15 protein-coding genes are annotated in these 14,698 nt (G+C 60.9%); 10 read left to right on the forward strand and 5 right to left on the reverse strand.

From position 1 onward, the window contains the following. Positions 1-73: 73 nt before the first annotated feature. The 4 genes from GIR22_RS22580 to GIR22_RS22595 all read right to left on the reverse strand — a co-directional run bounded on the left by GIR22_RS22580 (position 74) and on the right by GIR22_RS22595 (position 4,759). On the reverse strand, positions 74-478 hold the full coding sequence (locus GIR22_RS22580) for an META domain-containing protein (protein WP_154745491.1): 405 nt from the start codon (positions 476-478) through the stop codon (positions 74-76). After that, positions 475-915, reverse strand: coding sequence for a hypothetical protein (locus GIR22_RS22585; RefSeq protein WP_154745492.1), 441 nt, complete (start codon positions 913-915; stop codon positions 475-477). The genes GIR22_RS22580 and GIR22_RS22585 overlap by 4 nt, the downstream gene beginning before the upstream one ends. Before the next feature lie 71 nt (positions 916-986). Then, entirely contained in the window at positions 987-1,976 is a 990-nt protein-coding gene (locus tag GIR22_RS22590; RefSeq protein WP_154745493.1) for a 2-hydroxyacid dehydrogenase, read from the reverse strand. A 29-nt stretch (positions 1,977-2,005) separates the two neighbouring features. Continuing rightward, positions 2,006-4,759, reverse strand: a complete 2,754-nt coding sequence (locus GIR22_RS22595; RefSeq protein ID WP_178122423.1) for a response regulator — start codon at positions 4,757-4,759, stop codon at positions 2,006-2,008. Positions 4,760-4,964: 205 nt separating this feature from the next. Between GIR22_RS22595 and GIR22_RS22600 the strand changes: the two genes are divergently transcribed. After that, complete coding sequence (locus tag GIR22_RS22600; RefSeq protein WP_154745494.1) at positions 4,965-5,693, forward strand: response regulator transcription factor; 729 nt, start codon at positions 4,965-4,967, stop codon at positions 5,691-5,693. Beyond that, entirely contained in the window at positions 5,680-7,050 is a 1,371-nt protein-coding gene (locus tag GIR22_RS22605; protein ID WP_154745495.1) for a sensor histidine kinase, read from the forward strand. The genes GIR22_RS22600 and GIR22_RS22605 overlap by 14 nt, the downstream gene beginning before the upstream one ends. A 2-nt stretch (positions 7,051-7,052) precedes the next feature. Here the strand turns inward: GIR22_RS22605 and GIR22_RS22610 are convergent, their stop codons facing one another. Beyond that, positions 7,053-7,568 carry a DUF2062 domain-containing protein gene (locus GIR22_RS22610; RefSeq protein ID WP_154745496.1) on the reverse strand — a complete coding sequence of 172 codons (516 nt, stop codon included), beginning with the start codon at positions 7,566-7,568 and terminating at the stop codon, positions 7,053-7,055. 135 nt (positions 7,569-7,703) lie between these two features. Between GIR22_RS22610 and GIR22_RS22615 the strand changes: the two genes are divergently transcribed. The 8 genes from GIR22_RS22615 (at position 7,704) to murB (ending at position 14,562) form a co-directional block, all read left to right on the forward strand. Beyond that, positions 7,704-9,965 carry a DNA internalization-related competence protein ComEC/Rec2 gene (locus tag GIR22_RS22615; protein ID WP_246208469.1) on the forward strand — a complete coding sequence of 754 codons (2,262 nt, stop codon included), beginning with the start codon at positions 7,704-7,706 and terminating at the stop codon, positions 9,963-9,965. 75 nt (positions 9,966-10,040) lie between these two features. Beyond that, positions 10,041-10,676, forward strand: a complete 636-nt coding sequence (locus tag GIR22_RS22620; protein WP_178122424.1) for a MotA/TolQ/ExbB proton channel family protein — start codon at positions 10,041-10,043, stop codon at positions 10,674-10,676. Then, positions 10,673-11,101 (forward strand): biopolymer transporter ExbD, encoded by a 429-nt coding sequence (locus GIR22_RS22625; RefSeq protein WP_178122425.1) that lies wholly within the window; start codon positions 10,673-10,675, stop codon positions 11,099-11,101. The genes GIR22_RS22620 and GIR22_RS22625 overlap by 4 nt, the downstream gene beginning before the upstream one ends. Beyond that, positions 11,101-12,111, forward strand: a complete 1,011-nt coding sequence (lpxK, locus tag GIR22_RS22630) for a tetraacyldisaccharide 4'-kinase (RefSeq protein WP_154745497.1) — start codon at positions 11,101-11,103, stop codon at positions 12,109-12,111. The genes GIR22_RS22625 and lpxK overlap by 1 nt, the downstream gene beginning before the upstream one ends. 24 nt (positions 12,112-12,135) lie before the next feature. Beyond that, positions 12,136-12,321, forward strand: coding sequence for a Trm112 family protein (locus GIR22_RS22635; RefSeq protein WP_003174668.1), 186 nt, complete (start codon positions 12,136-12,138; stop codon positions 12,319-12,321). Next, positions 12,318-13,082, forward strand: coding sequence for a 3-deoxy-manno-octulosonate cytidylyltransferase (gene kdsB / locus GIR22_RS22640; protein ID WP_154745498.1), 765 nt, complete (start codon positions 12,318-12,320; stop codon positions 13,080-13,082). Before GIR22_RS22635 ends, kdsB begins: the two co-directional genes overlap by 4 nt. Beyond that, positions 13,082-13,546 carry a low molecular weight protein-tyrosine-phosphatase gene (locus GIR22_RS22645; protein WP_154745499.1) on the forward strand — a complete coding sequence of 155 codons (465 nt, stop codon included), beginning with the start codon at positions 13,082-13,084 and terminating at the stop codon, positions 13,544-13,546. Before kdsB ends, GIR22_RS22645 begins: the two co-directional genes overlap by 1 nt. Beyond that, a complete protein-coding gene (gene murB / locus GIR22_RS22650) occupies positions 13,543-14,562 on the forward strand; it encodes a UDP-N-acetylmuramate dehydrogenase (protein ID WP_154745500.1) in 1,020 nt (339 codons plus the stop codon). The genes GIR22_RS22645 and murB overlap by 4 nt, the downstream gene beginning before the upstream one ends. Positions 14,563-14,698 lie beyond the last annotated feature (136 nt).

A 14,698-nucleotide genomic window follows, 5' to 3' on the forward strand; every position in this document is an offset into this window, starting at 1 on the left:
ACGCCTGGGCCTTGGAATCGCTGAAGGTCCTGCGGCCCTTATCGCAGCCTCGTGCCTCGGCAGCGGCCAGGTGTCAGCCTTCTTCCAGCCACAACCGTAACGGTTTGCCTTGGGCTGGCCAGAAACGGGTTTGCTCTATAGGCGAGATGTCCCAGCGCTTCACGGCTTGCAGGGCCTGGAAGAAGCGGTGCTCCTGCTCCATCAATGCCTCGCCGCAGAGTTTGCGGGTGCTGCCGATCTTACCGAAGCTGAGCTTGTCGCCTTCCAGGCTGTACGGCGCAAACCAATGGTTGCAGCCGCCATTGCCATAGGCCCGGCCGTCGGCGCCGAGGGTGACGGTCAAGTGGGCGTAGTCCATCAGCGGCCGTTCGCCGATCCACTCCAGCACGTAGCTGTGATCCTGCTTGAGTTTGACCGGCTCACCGGCGCAACCGGCAAGGCCTGCGCCCAGCGCGGCGAGCAGCAATAACCGCTTCATTGAGCGGCCTTCTGGCATTTCGGGCAGCGGTGCTGTTCACCGATCGTGGCCCAGCCCAACTCGGCGATGCGCGCGGTAGCCGCCGGTTGCAGGGGTTCCTTGGTCAGCTTGGTTTCCACCGCGAACTCGAACGTAAGCTTGGCCTCGCAGCTGTCGCAATTGACATTCCAGGTGTGAATTTCCAGCTCGCCGAACTTCGGCCCTTGTGCCATGGCGACCCACTGGCCGGCCGGCTTGAGGGAGTAGCGAGCGTCACCTTCGACGGTCAGTCGCATCGACAGGGTTTTGCTGCCGCGCAGGGTGACGATCAACACGTCGCCGTTTTTAATCGAGCCACCGTTGCCGGTGACTTGATAGCGGCCCGGTACCAGGGCGCGGCATTCGATCAGGGTGTGTTGCGGGCTCAGCAAGCTGAAGCGGAAATCGTGTTCGGCCATGGATCCTCCAAATAGGCGCGGCATCCTATCATGGGCCGCAGCCCATCATTGCTCCGGTGTGTGACCATTGATCAAGCGTCTACCTGGTTCTGAGGCTGGCCGACCGCCCATGCCGCGATGTTCGCCAGGGTAGTACCGGCAATCGCTGCCAGAGCCTCGTGGGTCAGGAACGCCTGGTGCGCGGTGATGATCACGTTGGGGAAGGTCAGCAGGCGTGCCAGCACGTCATCCTGCAGCGGCAGGTCCGAGCGGTCCTCGAAAAACAGCTGCGCTTCTTCTTCATAGACATCCAGCCCCAGATAGCCCAGTTGCCCCGTCTTGAGAGCTTCAATCAGCGCCGGTGTGTCCACCAGGCCGCCGCGTCCGGTATTGATCAGCATGGCGCCGGGCTGCATGCGGGCCAGGGACTGGGCATTGACCAGGTGTTTGCTGTCTGCGGTCAGCGGGCAATGCAGGCTGATAATCTGTGCCTGGGCCAGCAGTTCGGGCAGGCTCACGTAGCGAGCGCCCAAGGCTTCGAGCTGCGGATTGGGCCAGGGATCATAAGCTAGCAAGGAACAGCCGAACCCGGCCATAATCTTGGCGAAGGTGGCGCCGATCTGCCCGGTACCGACAACACCGACGGTTTTGCCCACCAGGTCGAAGCCGGTCAGGCCGTGGAGGCTGAAGTCGCCGTCGCGGGTGCGGTTGTAGGCGCGGTGCAGGCGGCGGTTGAGAGCCAGGATCAGCGCGACGGCATGTTCAGCTACCGCGTGGGGCGAGTAAGCCGGTACACGGACGATGGTCAGGCCCAGACGTTTGGCGGCGGTCAGGTCGACGTGGTTGTAACCGGCCGAGCGCAAGGCGATCAACCGAGTGCCGCCTTGGGCCAGATGTTCCAGCACGGGGGCGCTGAGGTCGTCGTTGATAAAGGCACAGACTACTTCGTGGTGTTCTGCCAGGGCCACAGTGTCCAGGTTCAGGCGGGCAGGCTGCAATTGCAGCTCCATGCCCGAGGGCAATCCTTGGCCCAGAAAACTGTCGCGGTCGTAGGCCTGGCTGCTGAAGAGGATGATGCGCATCAAGACGTTCCTTCGAAATGAGGTATAGCTCAGGCGCTGACCCGCGCCTCACTGGCCAGCCGTGTAATTGCCATGTCCAGCTCATCCAGGGCCAACATGGCCTTGGCGTCGTCTTGCTTGAGCAGGGTTTCGGCCCGTTGGCAGGCGGCGCGCAATTGGGGGACGCCGCAGTAGCGGGTGGCGCCGTGCAGGCGGTGGACCCGTTCGATCAAGGCGTTGTGGTCGTTGGCTTCCCGGGCGAGGCGAATGGCTTCGCGGTCGGCTTCCAGGGAGGCCAGTAACATGGCGAGCATGTCGGCGGCCAGGTCAGCCTTGTTGGCCGCCAGGCGCAAGCCTTCCTCGTGGTCCAGGACCGGCAATTGCATGCCATGGCCAAAACCTTCCGCACCGCGTTCCGGACCTTGATTGCGCAAGGCCAACCCTGTCCACTTCAACACCACCTGGGCCAATTGCCGTTCGCTGATGGGTTTGGTCAGGTAGTCATCCATGCCGCTTTGCAGCAAGGCGCGTTTTTCGTTGGCCATGGCGTGGGCAGTGAGGGCAACCACCGGCAACGGCGTGCCGTGGCGCTCGTTTTCCCACTGGCGAATCGCCTCGGTACTCTGGCGGCCATCCATGCCGGGCATTTGTACGTCCATCAGCACCAGGTCGAAGGCTTCCTTTTGCACCGCCTCGATGGCGGCGTACCCGCTTTCTACTGCGAGCACCTTGGCGCCCATGTCTTCCAGCAGGGTTTGCACCAATAGCAGGTTGGCCGGGTTATCGTCGACACACAGCACACGTGGCGCGCGGCTTGACAAGGGCTCGCCCGGTTCGCTGCGCATCGGGAGCGGGCTAATCAAGTCTGCCAGGGCCCGGCGCAGTTTGCGGGTGCAGGCCGGCTTGGCTTGTAACTGGCTGTTGGGGTTGGGGACCGATTGATTGAACAGCATCTGTTCGGTCGTCGGGCACAGCACCAGGACTTTGCAGTCGAGGCGTTCGAGGTCCCAAAGGTGTTGGTTCAACCGTTCCGGCGGAATGTCATTGGCGGTGATGCCCAATACGGCGAGGTCAATGGCCTGCTCGGTCTGATTAGTACTGGTGATACCGTTGGTCAGGCTCTCCAGGGTATTGAACAGGGTCACTTCCAGGCCGCAGTCTTCCAATTGATGCTGCAGGGCCTGGCGCGCCAATTCGTGGTTTTCCAGCACGGCCACGCGCCGACCCAGCAGCGGTGCGCCGGGCAAATCTTCGGCGTCGTCGCGGGCTTTGGGCAGGTTGAGGCTGATCCAGAACTCCGAGCCTTCCCCCGGCGTGCTGTCGACGCCGATTTCACCGCCCATTTGCTCAATCAGGCGCTTGGAAATTACCAGGCCCAAGCCGGTGCCTCCCGGTTGCCGGGATAAAGAGTTGTCGGCCTGGCTGAATGCCTGGAACAGCGCCCGCACGTCCTGGTTGGACAGGCCGATGCCGGTATCCTGGACGCTGACACGCAATTGCACGCTGTCTTCCTGCTCGTCTTCGAGCATGGCCCGGGCGACGATGGTGCCTTCGCGGGTGAATTTGATGGCATTGCTGACCAGGTTGGTCAGAATCTGCTTGAGCCGCAGTGGGTCGCCCACCAGGGCCAGCGGCGTGTCGCGGTAGACCAGGCTGACCAACTCCAGTTGCTTGGCATGGGCGGCCGGGGCGAGGATCGTCAGAGTGTCCTGCAACAGGTCCCGCAGGTTGAACGGGATGCTGTCGAGCACCAGCTTGCCGGCCTCGATTTTTGAGAAATCGAGGATTTCGTTGATGATCCCCAACAGGTTATCGGCGGATTTTTCGATGGTGCCCAGGTAGTCCAACTGACGAGGCGATAGCTCGCTTTTCTGCAACAGGTGCGTGAACCCCAGGATACCGTTCAGCGGGGTGCGGATTTCATGGCTCATATTGGCCAGGAATTCTGACTTGATGCGGCTGGCTTCCAAGGCTTCTTTGCGGGCCAGGTCCAGCTCGATGTTCTGGATTTCGATGGTTTCCAGGTTCTGTCGCACATCTTCGGTGGCCTGGTCGATGCTGTGTTGCAATTCTTCCTGGGCATTTTGCAGGGTCTCGGCCATGCGGTTGATGCCCGAGGCCAGTTGGTCCAGTTCCTGACTGCCCAGCGGTGGCAGGCGGGTTTCCAGGTTACCGTCCTTGAGTTGGGCCACTGCCTGTTTGATCTGGCCAATGGGCGAGTTAATCGTGCGGCTCATGCGCAGGGCCAAAGCGGCGGTGCAGATCAGTCCGATGGCAATCAACAGCAGGCTGGCAAACAGGCTGCGATAGCCACGCAGCAACATCCCGTTGTGGGACAGTTCCAGCTCGACCCACCCCAGCAAGCGGTCGGCTTCGTCAGGAATCAAGTCACCGGCCAGGTTGCGATGATGGCCAAAGACCGGCAGCAAATAGCGGGTTGCATCATTGCCGGTGCGCTGCAGCAGTTGGGAGCTATCGCCGATGGGCGGTTGATTGAGCATGGTCGGGCCCGCGTGGGCCAGGGGTGTACGATCCGGCCCGAGGAAGGACACGGCGCGCACGTCTGGTTGCTCCAGGGATTGGGTGGCAATGCGTTCCAGGAGTTTGTTGTTCTTGCTGCCCAGGGCAGGTGCCACCAGGGGCGCCAGTTGCTCGGCAATCATCTCGCCCCGGTTGAGCAACTGGGTTTGCAGTTCTGACAGCTGCATCCAGGTGAAATAGCCGCCCAGCAGCAATGCCATCAGGCTGGTAGGTAATAAGGTCAGCAACAGTACGCGGCCTTTTATCCCCATTCTTCTCAGCACGCCATTCTCCTGCTACCACACTGCTGTTGAAATTTCACACAGGCATCCGGCCCGCGCCACGTGCGCAGTGTAGCCATTTGCGGGGTAAGGAATCTTGCAAATTAATGATATGCGGCAAGCATCGAGCCATTGAACGCCCGATGGCGGTTGCCTGTGGCCAGGCAATCTTGAATAATCAGCTATTGAGAATTACTTGCAGACGCTAATGAATCCCGCAGCAGTTGGCCTTCCCAGCATCCTGACCATTGAAGATGATCCCGTACTGGGTGCTTATGTCCATGAGCACTTGGGGCGCTGTGGTTTCAAGGTGACGTGGTGCCAGAATGGCCAGAAAGGCCTGGAGATGGCCCGCGGCCAGGTGTTCGATGTGGTGTTGATGGATATCCTGCTGCCGGGCATGGATGGTCTGTCGATTCTCACCCATTTGCGTCAGAGCCATTCGACCCCGGTGATCCTGATGTCGGCCCTGGGGGCTGAAGCCGACCGCATCAGTGGTTTTCGCTTGGGGGCGGATGATTATCTGCCCAAGCCGTTCAGCATGATTGAACTTGGGGTGCGTATCGAGGCGATCCTGCGCCGGGTGGCCCTGGATCAGCGTCCCCCGCCGGCACTGGCCGTGGTACGCAACGATGTCCGCAGCCTGCGCTTTGACGATGAGCTGTGTGACGTTTTTCACCTGGAGCAGTGGGCCGGTTTGACCCGCAGCGAATACCGCCTGCTGGAAACCCTGCACCGTAATGGCGAAGAAGTCCTCAGTAAAGCCTTCCTTTATCAGCATGTCTTGCAGCGTGGTTATGCTCTGCATGACCGCAGCCTGGACATGCACGTCAGCCAGATCCGCCGCAAGCTCAAGGCCATCGGTTACGCCGAGCGCGAAGTGCGCACCGTGTGGGGCAAGGGCTACGTATTGAGCGGTCAAGATGAAGGGGGTTGATCGTTTATTTAAACGCCTGCCGGGCAAGCACTCGCTGTTCTGGAAACTGGCCTGCCTGTTGATTGCCTTCTGCTTGCTGATGATCTGGCTCAGTTGGTCGTGGGGCCGCTATATGGAGCAGCAGGGGGCCTATCTGTCCGATGAGGCCCGTGCCACCTTGAAGGGGTATGCGGCGGGCGCCGAGATGGCCTGGAGTGCCGGTGGCGGCGCCGGCGTGGATGCCTGGCTGCAAACGATGGGCAAGCGTGAGTCCACTTGGTTTGGGGTGATTGGCAAGGACTTGCAGTCTTTGAGCAGCTACCCTCTGACGGACAAGGAAAGCCAGCGCCTGACTTTTCTGCGGGGCCTGGACTGGCCCGTCAGCCGACACGCCAAGGGCTTGCCGTGGCTGAAAGTCCCGTTTCCCGTCGATTCCGGCGCTGGTGCGCTGGTCATCGAGTTGCCGCAACGCTTCATGCCTGGGCGCTATCAACTGTTCTGGCGGGCGGTGACCAATGGCGTGATTCCCGGTTTGTTCACCTTGTTGCTCTGTGTGGGCCTCTATCGATTGTTGATCATGCCCCTCAATCACTTGCGCGAGCAGGCCAACGCCTGGCGTGCCGATCAATTGACTACCCGTCTTTCCCATGACACTACCAGTCGCCAGGATGAATTGGGCGAACTGGGCCGCGCGTTTGATCATATGTCCGAGCGCCTGCAAGGCACTGTGGCCCTGCAACAACAATTATTGCGCGACCTGTCCCATGAATTGCGCACGCCGTTGAGTCGCTTGCGGGTGGCGTGTGACAGCGAGCAGGAACTGGGGCAGTTGCGTGAACGCCTGGGGCGAGAAATCGACGGTATGCAGCGTCTGGTGGAGGACACGCTGCAATTGGCCTGGCTGGACACCGAACGTGCACCACTGCCCCAGGAAGAAATCCAGATCCAGGCGTTGTGGGACATGCTCAGGGAAAACGCCTGTTTTGAAAGTGGCTGGCCTGTTTCACGTCTGCAGTGCGAGTTGGAAGCTGACTGCTGGGTGTGGGGCCACCTGAATTCCTTGGCCCAAGCCTTGGAAAATGTCCTGCGCAATGCCATTCGCCACTCCCCAGCGGCGGGCATTGTGCGTCTGGCCGGACTTCGCGATGGCGATCAATGGCACCTGTGGCTGGAAGATCAGGGCGGTGGCGTGGATGAACAAGCGTTGGAGCGGATTTTTGCGCCCTTTACCCGGCTGGATGGGGCTCGTCCTGGAGACGGTGGCTTCGGACTGGGCTTGAGCATTGCCCGCAACGCCGTACAGCGCCAGGGCGGTCAGGTGTGGGCGGAAAATACCGGGCAGGGGTTACGGGTGCATATGCGCTTGTTGGCCCGATAGCTTCATGGCTTGCGCAGTTTGCGCTTTTTCCACTGCCGGCCAACCCACCAGCGCCAATACAGCATGACCAAGCAATAAGCCAATGCACCCAGCACCAGTCCCGTAACGACGGAGCCCAGCAGGAACGGCTGCCAGAGCGTCGACAACTGCCCGCTTATCCATTCCCAGGTCAGCTCGTCGGGAAGGCTGCGGGGCGGGATGTTCATCAGCCAGGCGCCGGTCATGTAGGTACAGAGGAATACCGCCGGCATGGTGATCGGGTTGGTCAGCCACACCAGGCTTACGGCGATCGGCATATTGCCGCGCACCACGATGGCCAGCAAGGCGGCCAGCAACATTTGCAGTGGAATGGGAATGAACGCGGCGAACAGCCCGACCGCCATGGCCCGGGCAACCGAGTGCCGGTTCAGGTGCCAGAGGTTGGGGTCATGCAGTAGCGTCCCGAGAAAGCGTAAGGATTTGTGTTCCCTGATACTGGTCGGGTCGGGCATGTACCGTTTGAATAAGCGCCGTGGCATATGGGGTCCAGGTCAGTTCGAGGGGCAAGTATGCCCGCATTCTACGAACGGGTAATTCAGACTTTGTGACAAAAGATCATAGTCCGCACGGTGGGGACAGCTAACACTCGATGGGTCACTTTCAAGGATTGATCCATGAGCACAGGGATGTTTGCACTTGCAGTGGGGCTGCTCGCCTTGCGATTTTTGCCGGCACTGCCGGCGACGGGTTGGTTGCTGGCCATGCCGGCGCTGGCGTTGATGTTATTACCGTTTCGCACCTACCCCCTGGCCTTTTTTCTACTGGGGTTGAGCTGGGCCTGCCTCAGCGCGCAGTGGGCCTTGGATGACCGGTTGGCACCTTTGCTGGACGGGCAGACTCGCTGGTTGGAAGGTCGTGTCACTGGTTTGCCGCAACAGAACGACGGGGTGGTGCGTTTTGAACTGACCGACAGTCGGTCACGCAAGGACACACTCCCCAAGCGCATCCGCTTGACCTGGCATGGCGGGCCGCCCATTCACAGCGGTGAGCGCTGGCGGCTGGCGGTCACCCTCAAACGTCCTTCCGGATTGCTCAATGCTCATGGCTTTGATTATGAGGCCTGGCTGTTGGCCCGGCGGATTGGCGCCACCGGTTCGGTCAAGGACGGCCAGCGACTGGCACCTGCACGGTTGGCCTTGCGCGATTCGATCCGCCAGCGCCTGCTGGCGGTGGATGCCCAGGGCCGCGAGGCGGGTCTGGCGGCCCTGGTGTTGGGGGATGGTTCGGGCTTGTCGACACAGGATTGGCGGACGTTGCAGAGTACCGGCACCGTCCATCTGCTGGTGATTTCCGGCCAGCATATCGGGTTGTTGGCAGGGTTGATCTATGGGGTGGTCGCCGGCCTTGCCCGTTATGGTTGCTGGCCCCGGCCATTGCCATGGTTGCCATGGGCTTGTGGCCTGGCGTTTGCCGCTGCGTTGGGTTACGGCTTGCTGGCGGGGTTTGAGGTGCCAGTACAACGGGCCTGCGTAATGGTTGGGTTGGTGTTGTTGTGGCGCCTGCGGTTTCGTCACCTGGGACTCTGGTGGCCGCTGTTGCTGGCCCTTGACGGTGTGTTGATCCTGGAGCCGCTGGCCAGCCTGCAACCGGGATTCTGGCTATCGTTTGCCGCTGTTGCCGTGCTGATCCTGGTCTTCAGCGGCCGACTGGGCCCTTGGAGCCCCTGGCAGGCCTGGACCCGGGCCCAATGGTTGATTGCCATCGGTCTGTTCCCGATATTGCTGATCCTTGGCCTGCCCATCAGCTTGAGCGGGCCCTTGGCCAATCTGTTTGCTGTGCCCTGGATCAGCCTGGTGGTGTTGCCGTCGGCCCTGCTGGGCACCGCGTTATTGCCGCTGCCTTTTATAGGCGAGGGCTTGTTGTGGCTGGCGGGTGGCGCGCTCGATTGGCTGTTCAGAGGCTTGGCGCTGTTGGCGCAACGCGTTCCAGCCTGGACCCCCGCCGACGTCCCTGTCGGCTGTTGGCTGGTAAGCTTGTTGGGTGCGGTGCTGCTATTGCTGCCCAGGGGCGTCCCGTTTCGCCTGTTGGGGTGGCCGATGCTGCTGCTGGCAGTGTTCCCTCCTCGTGAATCGGTACCTCATGGCCAAGTTGATGTGGTGCAGTTGGATGTTGGGCAGGGGTTGGCGATCATCCTGCGCACCCGCAATCACACTTTGTTGTACGACGCCGGGCCGCGTTTTGGCGAGTTTGACCTCGGCGCGCGGGTGGTTCTGCCTGAACTGCTCAAGTTCGGCGTCAAAAAGCTGGACTTGATGCTGCTCAGTCATGCCGACGCCGACCACGCCGGTGGCGCAATGACCATTGCCCAGGGGCTGCCGATCAAGCGGGTGGTGGGTGGGGAAACCGATGGGTTGCCCGCAGGCCTGGGCGCCCAGCCCTGTGTCAGCGGTGAACAGTGGGAGTGGGATGGCGTGCGGTTCGAACTGTGGCAATGGCCGGGCGCGACCAGCGGTAACCAGAAATCCTGTGTGCTACAGGTGCAGGCCAAGGAGGAGCGGCTGCTGTTGACCGGTGATATCGACCGTGACGCCGAGCGGGCGTTGCTGGCCAGTACGCTGGCGGTCCGTACTGATTGGCTGCAAGCGCCCCATCATGGCAGCCGCAGCTCTTCCTCATGGCCGTTCCTGCAGCAGCTTGCGCCGAAGGCCGTATTGATTTCCCGAGGGCATGGCAATGCGTTTGGTCATCCCCATCCGCACGTCATGGCGCGTTATCAGGCGCTGGGCAGCGCCATTTACGACAGTGCCGAACAGGGGGCACTGCGACTGCAACTGGGCACCTTCCAGGCGCCGGTCGCCGCTCGCAGCCAACGTCGCTTCTGGCGGGAGCCTTTATCGCAATCGCGTGTTACCAAAGACCGGGTGCCTGCGACATGATGCACGTGGGCGGGCTAGCCCTTCCCGGGAAGCCTATATGCTAAAGTGGCGCACTTTTTCGAGGGGGCATTCACTGTGTGGGAATTGGTCAAGTCCGGCGGCTGGATGATGTTGCCGATCATTTTGAGTTCCATCGCCGCACTCGGCATCATCGCTGAACGTTTGTGGACCCTGCGGGCCAGTCGCGTGACCCCGGAGCATCTGCTGGGGCAGGTCTGGCGCTGGATCAAGGACAAACAACTGGACAAGGAAAAACTCAAGGCGCTGCGAGCCAATTCGCCCCTGGGAGAGATCCTCGCAGCAGGGCTGGCCAACTCCAAGCATGGTCGCGAGATCATGAAAGAATGTATCGAGGAGGCCGCCGCCCGGGTCATCCACGAGTTGGAGCGTTATATCAATGCCTTGGGCACCATCGCCGCCATGGCGCCCTTGCTCGGTCTGCTGGGTACGGTGCTGGGCATGATCGACATCTTCTCGTCCTTCATGGGCCAGGGCATGACCACCAACGCCGCCGTATTGGCGGGTGGTATTTCCAAGGCCTTGATCACCACGGCTGCCGGTCTGATGGTGGGTATTCCTTCAGTATTCTTCCATCGTTTCCTGCAACGCCGGATCGATGAGCTGGTGGTGGGCATGGAGCAGGAAGCCATCAAGTTGGTGGAGGTGGTGCAGGGTGACCGTGATGTCGATCTGGTTGAGGGCAAAGCGTGAAGTTTCGCCGCAAGCAACGGGAAAACGTCGATATAAACCTGGCGTCGTTGATCGACGTGGTGTTTATCTTGCTGCTGTTTTTTGTCGTCACCACCACCTTTACCCGAGAAACCCAGCTACGGGTCGACCTGCCGGAAGCGGTCAGCGGCTCGCCTGCCGAAGACCAGCAGGCCAAGCAACTAGAGGTCGCCATCAGCGTCGACGGCATTTTCTCGGTGAATAACCAGTTGTTGGAGAAAAATGACCTGGCCGGCCTGATGGATGCGTTGCAGAAAGCATCTGGCGGCGATACCAGCCTGCCATTGTCCATCAGCGCCGATGGCAAGGCTCAGCACCAGGCGGTGATCACTGCCATGGACGCAGCCGGCAAGCTCGGCTTCAGCCATCTGCGCATGACCACTGTCGAGGCGACGAAGCAACCCTGATGGCCATGTCCGATTGCTTGCTCAAAACCTGGTACGGCGGGGGGCCAGCCCTCAAGTGCTTGCTGCCGCTGGAGTGGCTCTATCGCCGGGTAGTGCAGCGCAAGCGCGAGCGCTTCCTGGCGGGCGAGGGTGAGATCTACCAATCGCCGGTACCATTGATTGTGGTCGGCAATATCACCGTCGGTGGCACGGGCAAGACACCCTTGATTCTCTGGCTGATCGAGCACTGCCAACGCAGTGGCTTGCGGGTCGGTGTGGTCAGTCGGGGTTATGGTGCCAAGCCGCCGCAGTTGCCGTGGCGCGTGGAGGCCAGCCACAGTGCTGAAGTCGCGGGGGATGAGCCCCTGCTGATCGTGCAGCGCAGCGGCGTCCCGCTAATGATTGACCCCGACCGCAGCCGCGCAGTGCAGGCATTGTTGGCCAGTGAGACCCTGGACCTGATCCTGTCCGATGACGGCCTGCAACATTACCGGCTGGCCCGTGACCTGGAGTTAGTGTTGATCGATGCCGCACGCGGCCTGGGTAATGGCCATTGCCTGCCTGCCGGTCCGCTGCGTGAGCCGGTCGAGCGTTTGCAAAGCGTCGACGCGCTTCTTTATAACGGTGCGGGCTCGGACCGTGACGAGGGCTTTGCCTTCCGCCTGCTGCCCAGTGCCCTGGTCAATCTGCAAACCGGTGAGCGCCAGCCCGTCGATCATTTCCCTGCGGGGCAGCGGGTTCACGCGGTGGCCGGCATCGGCAACCCGCAACGTTTCTTCAATACCCTTGAAACGCTACACTGGCTGCCGATACCCCATGCTTTTGCCGATCACGCGCCCTACAGCGCGCAGGTCCTGAATTTCACTCCGTCATTACCACTGGTCATGACTGAAAAGGACGCGGTGAAGTGCCGCGCCTTTGCGCAGGCACACTGGTGGTACCTTGCCGTGGATGCGGCACCGTCACCGGCGTTCGTCGCCTGGTTCGACACACAGCTTATGCGTCTGTTGCCCGCTCGTCTTTTGCCTTAAAACGCTGTTCTCCAGGAAACACTCATGGACACCAAACTGCTCGACATCCTCGCTTGCCCGATTTGCAAAGGCCCGCTCAAGCTCAGCGCCGACAAAACCGAGCTGATCAGTAAAGGCGCCGGCCTGGCTTACCCGATCCGTGATGGCATCCCTGTGATGCTGGAAAGCGAAGCCCGTACCCTGACCACCGACGAGCGCCTGGATAAATGACCACCGCCTTCACCGTTGTCATTCCATCCCGCTATGCTTCCACCCGTTTGCCAGGCAAACCCTTGCAGATGATCGGCAGTAAGCCAATGATCCAGTTGGTCTGGGAGCAGGCCTGCAAGAGCAGCGCCGCCCGGGTGGTGGTGGCCACCGATGACGTGCGCATCCTTGAGGCCTGCAAGGCGTTTGGCGCCGAAGCGGTATTGACCCGCGAAGACCACAATTCCGGCACCGACCGCCTGGCCGAAGTGGCCACGCAACTTGGGTTGGCGCCTGAGGCCATCGTGGTCAACGTACAAGGCGACGAACCGTTGATTCCTCCCGGCGTCATTGACCAGGTTGCCGCCAACCTGGCGGCCCATGGAGAAGCCCGCATGGCGACTCTGGCCGAGCCGATCGAAGATATCGAAACCCTGTTCAACCCGAACGTGGTGAAAGTGGTCAGCGACATCAATGGCCTGGCCCTGACGTTCAGTCGCTCCACCTTGCCGTGGGCACGGGATGACTTCGCTAAAAACCGTGACGTATTGCCGGCAGGTGTGCCTTACCGTCGCCACATTGGTATCTACGCCTACCGCGCCGGTTTCCTGCATGATTTCGTCAACTGGGGCCCGTGCTGGCTGGAAAATGCCGAGTCCCTGGAACAACTGCGGGCCCTGTGGCACGGCGTACGCATTCACGTGGGTGATGCCCTGGAAGCGCCGCCGGCCGGTGTCGATACCCCCGAAGACCTCGAGCGCGTCCGTCGCCTGCTGGGGGCCTGATGCAGGTTCTGTTCGTCTGCCTGGGCAATATCTGCCGTTCACCTACGGCAGAAGGCGTGTTGCGCCACAAACTGCGTGAAGCCGGTCTGGCTGATCAGGTTGAAGTGGCTTCCGCCGGTACCGGTGAATGGCATGTTGGCAATCCGCCGGACAAGCGCAGCCAGCGAGTAGCGCTGCAAGGTGGCTACGACTTGTCGGCTCAGCGTGCGCAGCAGGTGTCACGTGCCGACTTTTCCCGCTACGACCTGATCCTGGCCATGGACCAGAGCAACCTGCGTAACCTCAAGGCCATGCAGCCGGCTCAGGGCAAAGCGGAACTGGATCTGTTCCTGCGCCGCTACGACTCGGTGGTGGATGAAGTGCCGGACCCTTACTACGAAGGCGACCAGGGCTTTGAAACCGTCCTCGACTTGATCGAGCGTGCCTGTGACCTGTTGGTGATTGAATTGAAGGGCCGGTTATGACTTTGCAGGTGCAAGCACAGGTTTCGCTCAAGCCGTTCAACAGCTTTGGCATCGACGTGCGTGCCCGGCTATTTGCCGAGGCCCATAACGACGCCGACGTGCGTGAAGCTCTGGCCTACGCCGCCAGGCAAGGCCTGCCGTTGTTGGTGATTGGCGGCGGCAGCAATTTGTTGCTGACCCAGGACATCGAAGCCGTGGTGCTGCGCATGGCCACCCAGGGTATTCGGGTATTGCATGACGATGGCGTGCACGTTGTGGTCGAGGCCGAAGCTGGCGAAGCCTGGCATCCGTTTGTGCTGTGGACTCTGGAGCAGGGCTTTTCCGGCCTGGAAAACCTCAGCCTGATTCCTGGCACCGTGGGTGCTGCACCCATGCAAAACATCGGGGCCTACGGTGTGGAGGTCAAGGATGTGTTTGCCGGCCTGACCGCCCTGGATCGCCAAACCGGCGAGTTGCGGGATTTCAGCTTGGCTGAATGCAACTTCGCTTACCGCGACAGTGTGTTCAAACATGAAGTCGGTCGCTGGCTGATCCTGCGGGTGCGTTTTGCCTTGAGCCGCGCCGTGCACTTGAAGCTTGAGTACGGGCCGGTGCAACAGCGCCTGATCGAGCAAGGGATTACGCAGGCCACGCCCAGCGACGTCAGTCGTGCGATTTGCAGCATTCGTAGCGAGAAACTGCCAGACCCTGCGGTGCTCGGCAATGCCGGCAGCTTCTTCAAGAACCCGCTGGTGTCCCAGGTGCTGGCCGCCGAGTTGCAGCTTCAATACCCGGACCTGGTGGCTTACCCCCAGGCCGATGGGCAGATGAAACTGGCCGCCGGCTGGCTGATCGACAAGGCTGGCTGGAAGGGTTTTCGCGACGGTGATGCAGGGGTGCATCGCTTGCAGGCGCTGGTGCTGGTGAACTACGGCGCGGCCACAGGCCTGGACATTGCCGGCCTTGCGCTACGTATCCAGCAGGACATCATAAAACGTTTCAAGGTTGTGCTGGAAATGGAACCCAACCGCTATTGAGCTAAGCTTGTTTTTTGACGAAAAAAGCCCTGCATTGCAGGGTTTTTTTATTGCGGCTGAGTTAACTTAGTTGACTATCGATGTTTTTTTATCAGTTCATAGACGCTGTTTATCAAAGGCCCGGTGAAGATTCGTT

The sequence above is a fragment of the Pseudomonas karstica genome, assembly GCF_009707515.1.
GTDB lineage: Bacteria > Pseudomonadota > Gammaproteobacteria > Pseudomonadales > Pseudomonadaceae > Aquipseudomonas > Aquipseudomonas karstica.

Bases quoted from the DNA above. Each gene is read 5' to 3' on its own strand.
- GIR22_RS22580 (WP_154745491.1), bottom strand. From the start codon at position 478: ATGAAGCGGTTATTGCTGCTCGCCGCGCTGGGCGCAGGCCTTGCCGGT.
- GIR22_RS22585 (WP_154745492.1), bottom strand. From the start codon at position 915: ATGGCCGAACACGATTTCCGCTTCAGCTTGCTGAGCCCGCAACACACC.
- GIR22_RS22590 (WP_154745493.1), bottom strand. From the start codon at position 1,976: ATGCGCATCATCCTCTTCAGCAGCCAGGCCTACGACCGCGACAGTTTT.
- GIR22_RS22600 (WP_154745494.1), top strand. From the start codon at position 4,965: ATGAATCCCGCAGCAGTTGGCCTTCCCAGCATCCTGACCATTGAAGAT.
- GIR22_RS22605 (WP_154745495.1), top strand. From the start codon at position 5,680: ATGAAGGGGGTTGATCGTTTATTTAAACGCCTGCCGGGCAAGCACTCG.
- GIR22_RS22610 (WP_154745496.1), bottom strand. From the start codon at position 7,568: ATGCCACGGCGCTTATTCAAACGGTACATGCCCGACCCGACCAGTATC.
- GIR22_RS22615 (WP_246208469.1), top strand. From the start codon at position 7,704: ATGAGCACAGGGATGTTTGCACTTGCAGTGGGGCTGCTCGCCTTGCGA.
- lpxK (WP_154745497.1), top strand. From the start codon at position 11,101: ATGGCCATGTCCGATTGCTTGCTCAAAACCTGGTACGGCGGGGGGCCA.
- GIR22_RS22635 (WP_003174668.1), top strand. From the start codon at position 12,136: ATGGACACCAAACTGCTCGACATCCTCGCTTGCCCGATTTGCAAAGGC.
- kdsB (WP_154745498.1), top strand. From the start codon at position 12,318: ATGACCACCGCCTTCACCGTTGTCATTCCATCCCGCTATGCTTCCACC.
- GIR22_RS22645 (WP_154745499.1), top strand. From the start codon at position 13,082: ATGCAGGTTCTGTTCGTCTGCCTGGGCAATATCTGCCGTTCACCTACG.
- murB (WP_154745500.1), top strand. From the start codon at position 13,543: ATGACTTTGCAGGTGCAAGCACAGGTTTCGCTCAAGCCGTTCAACAGC.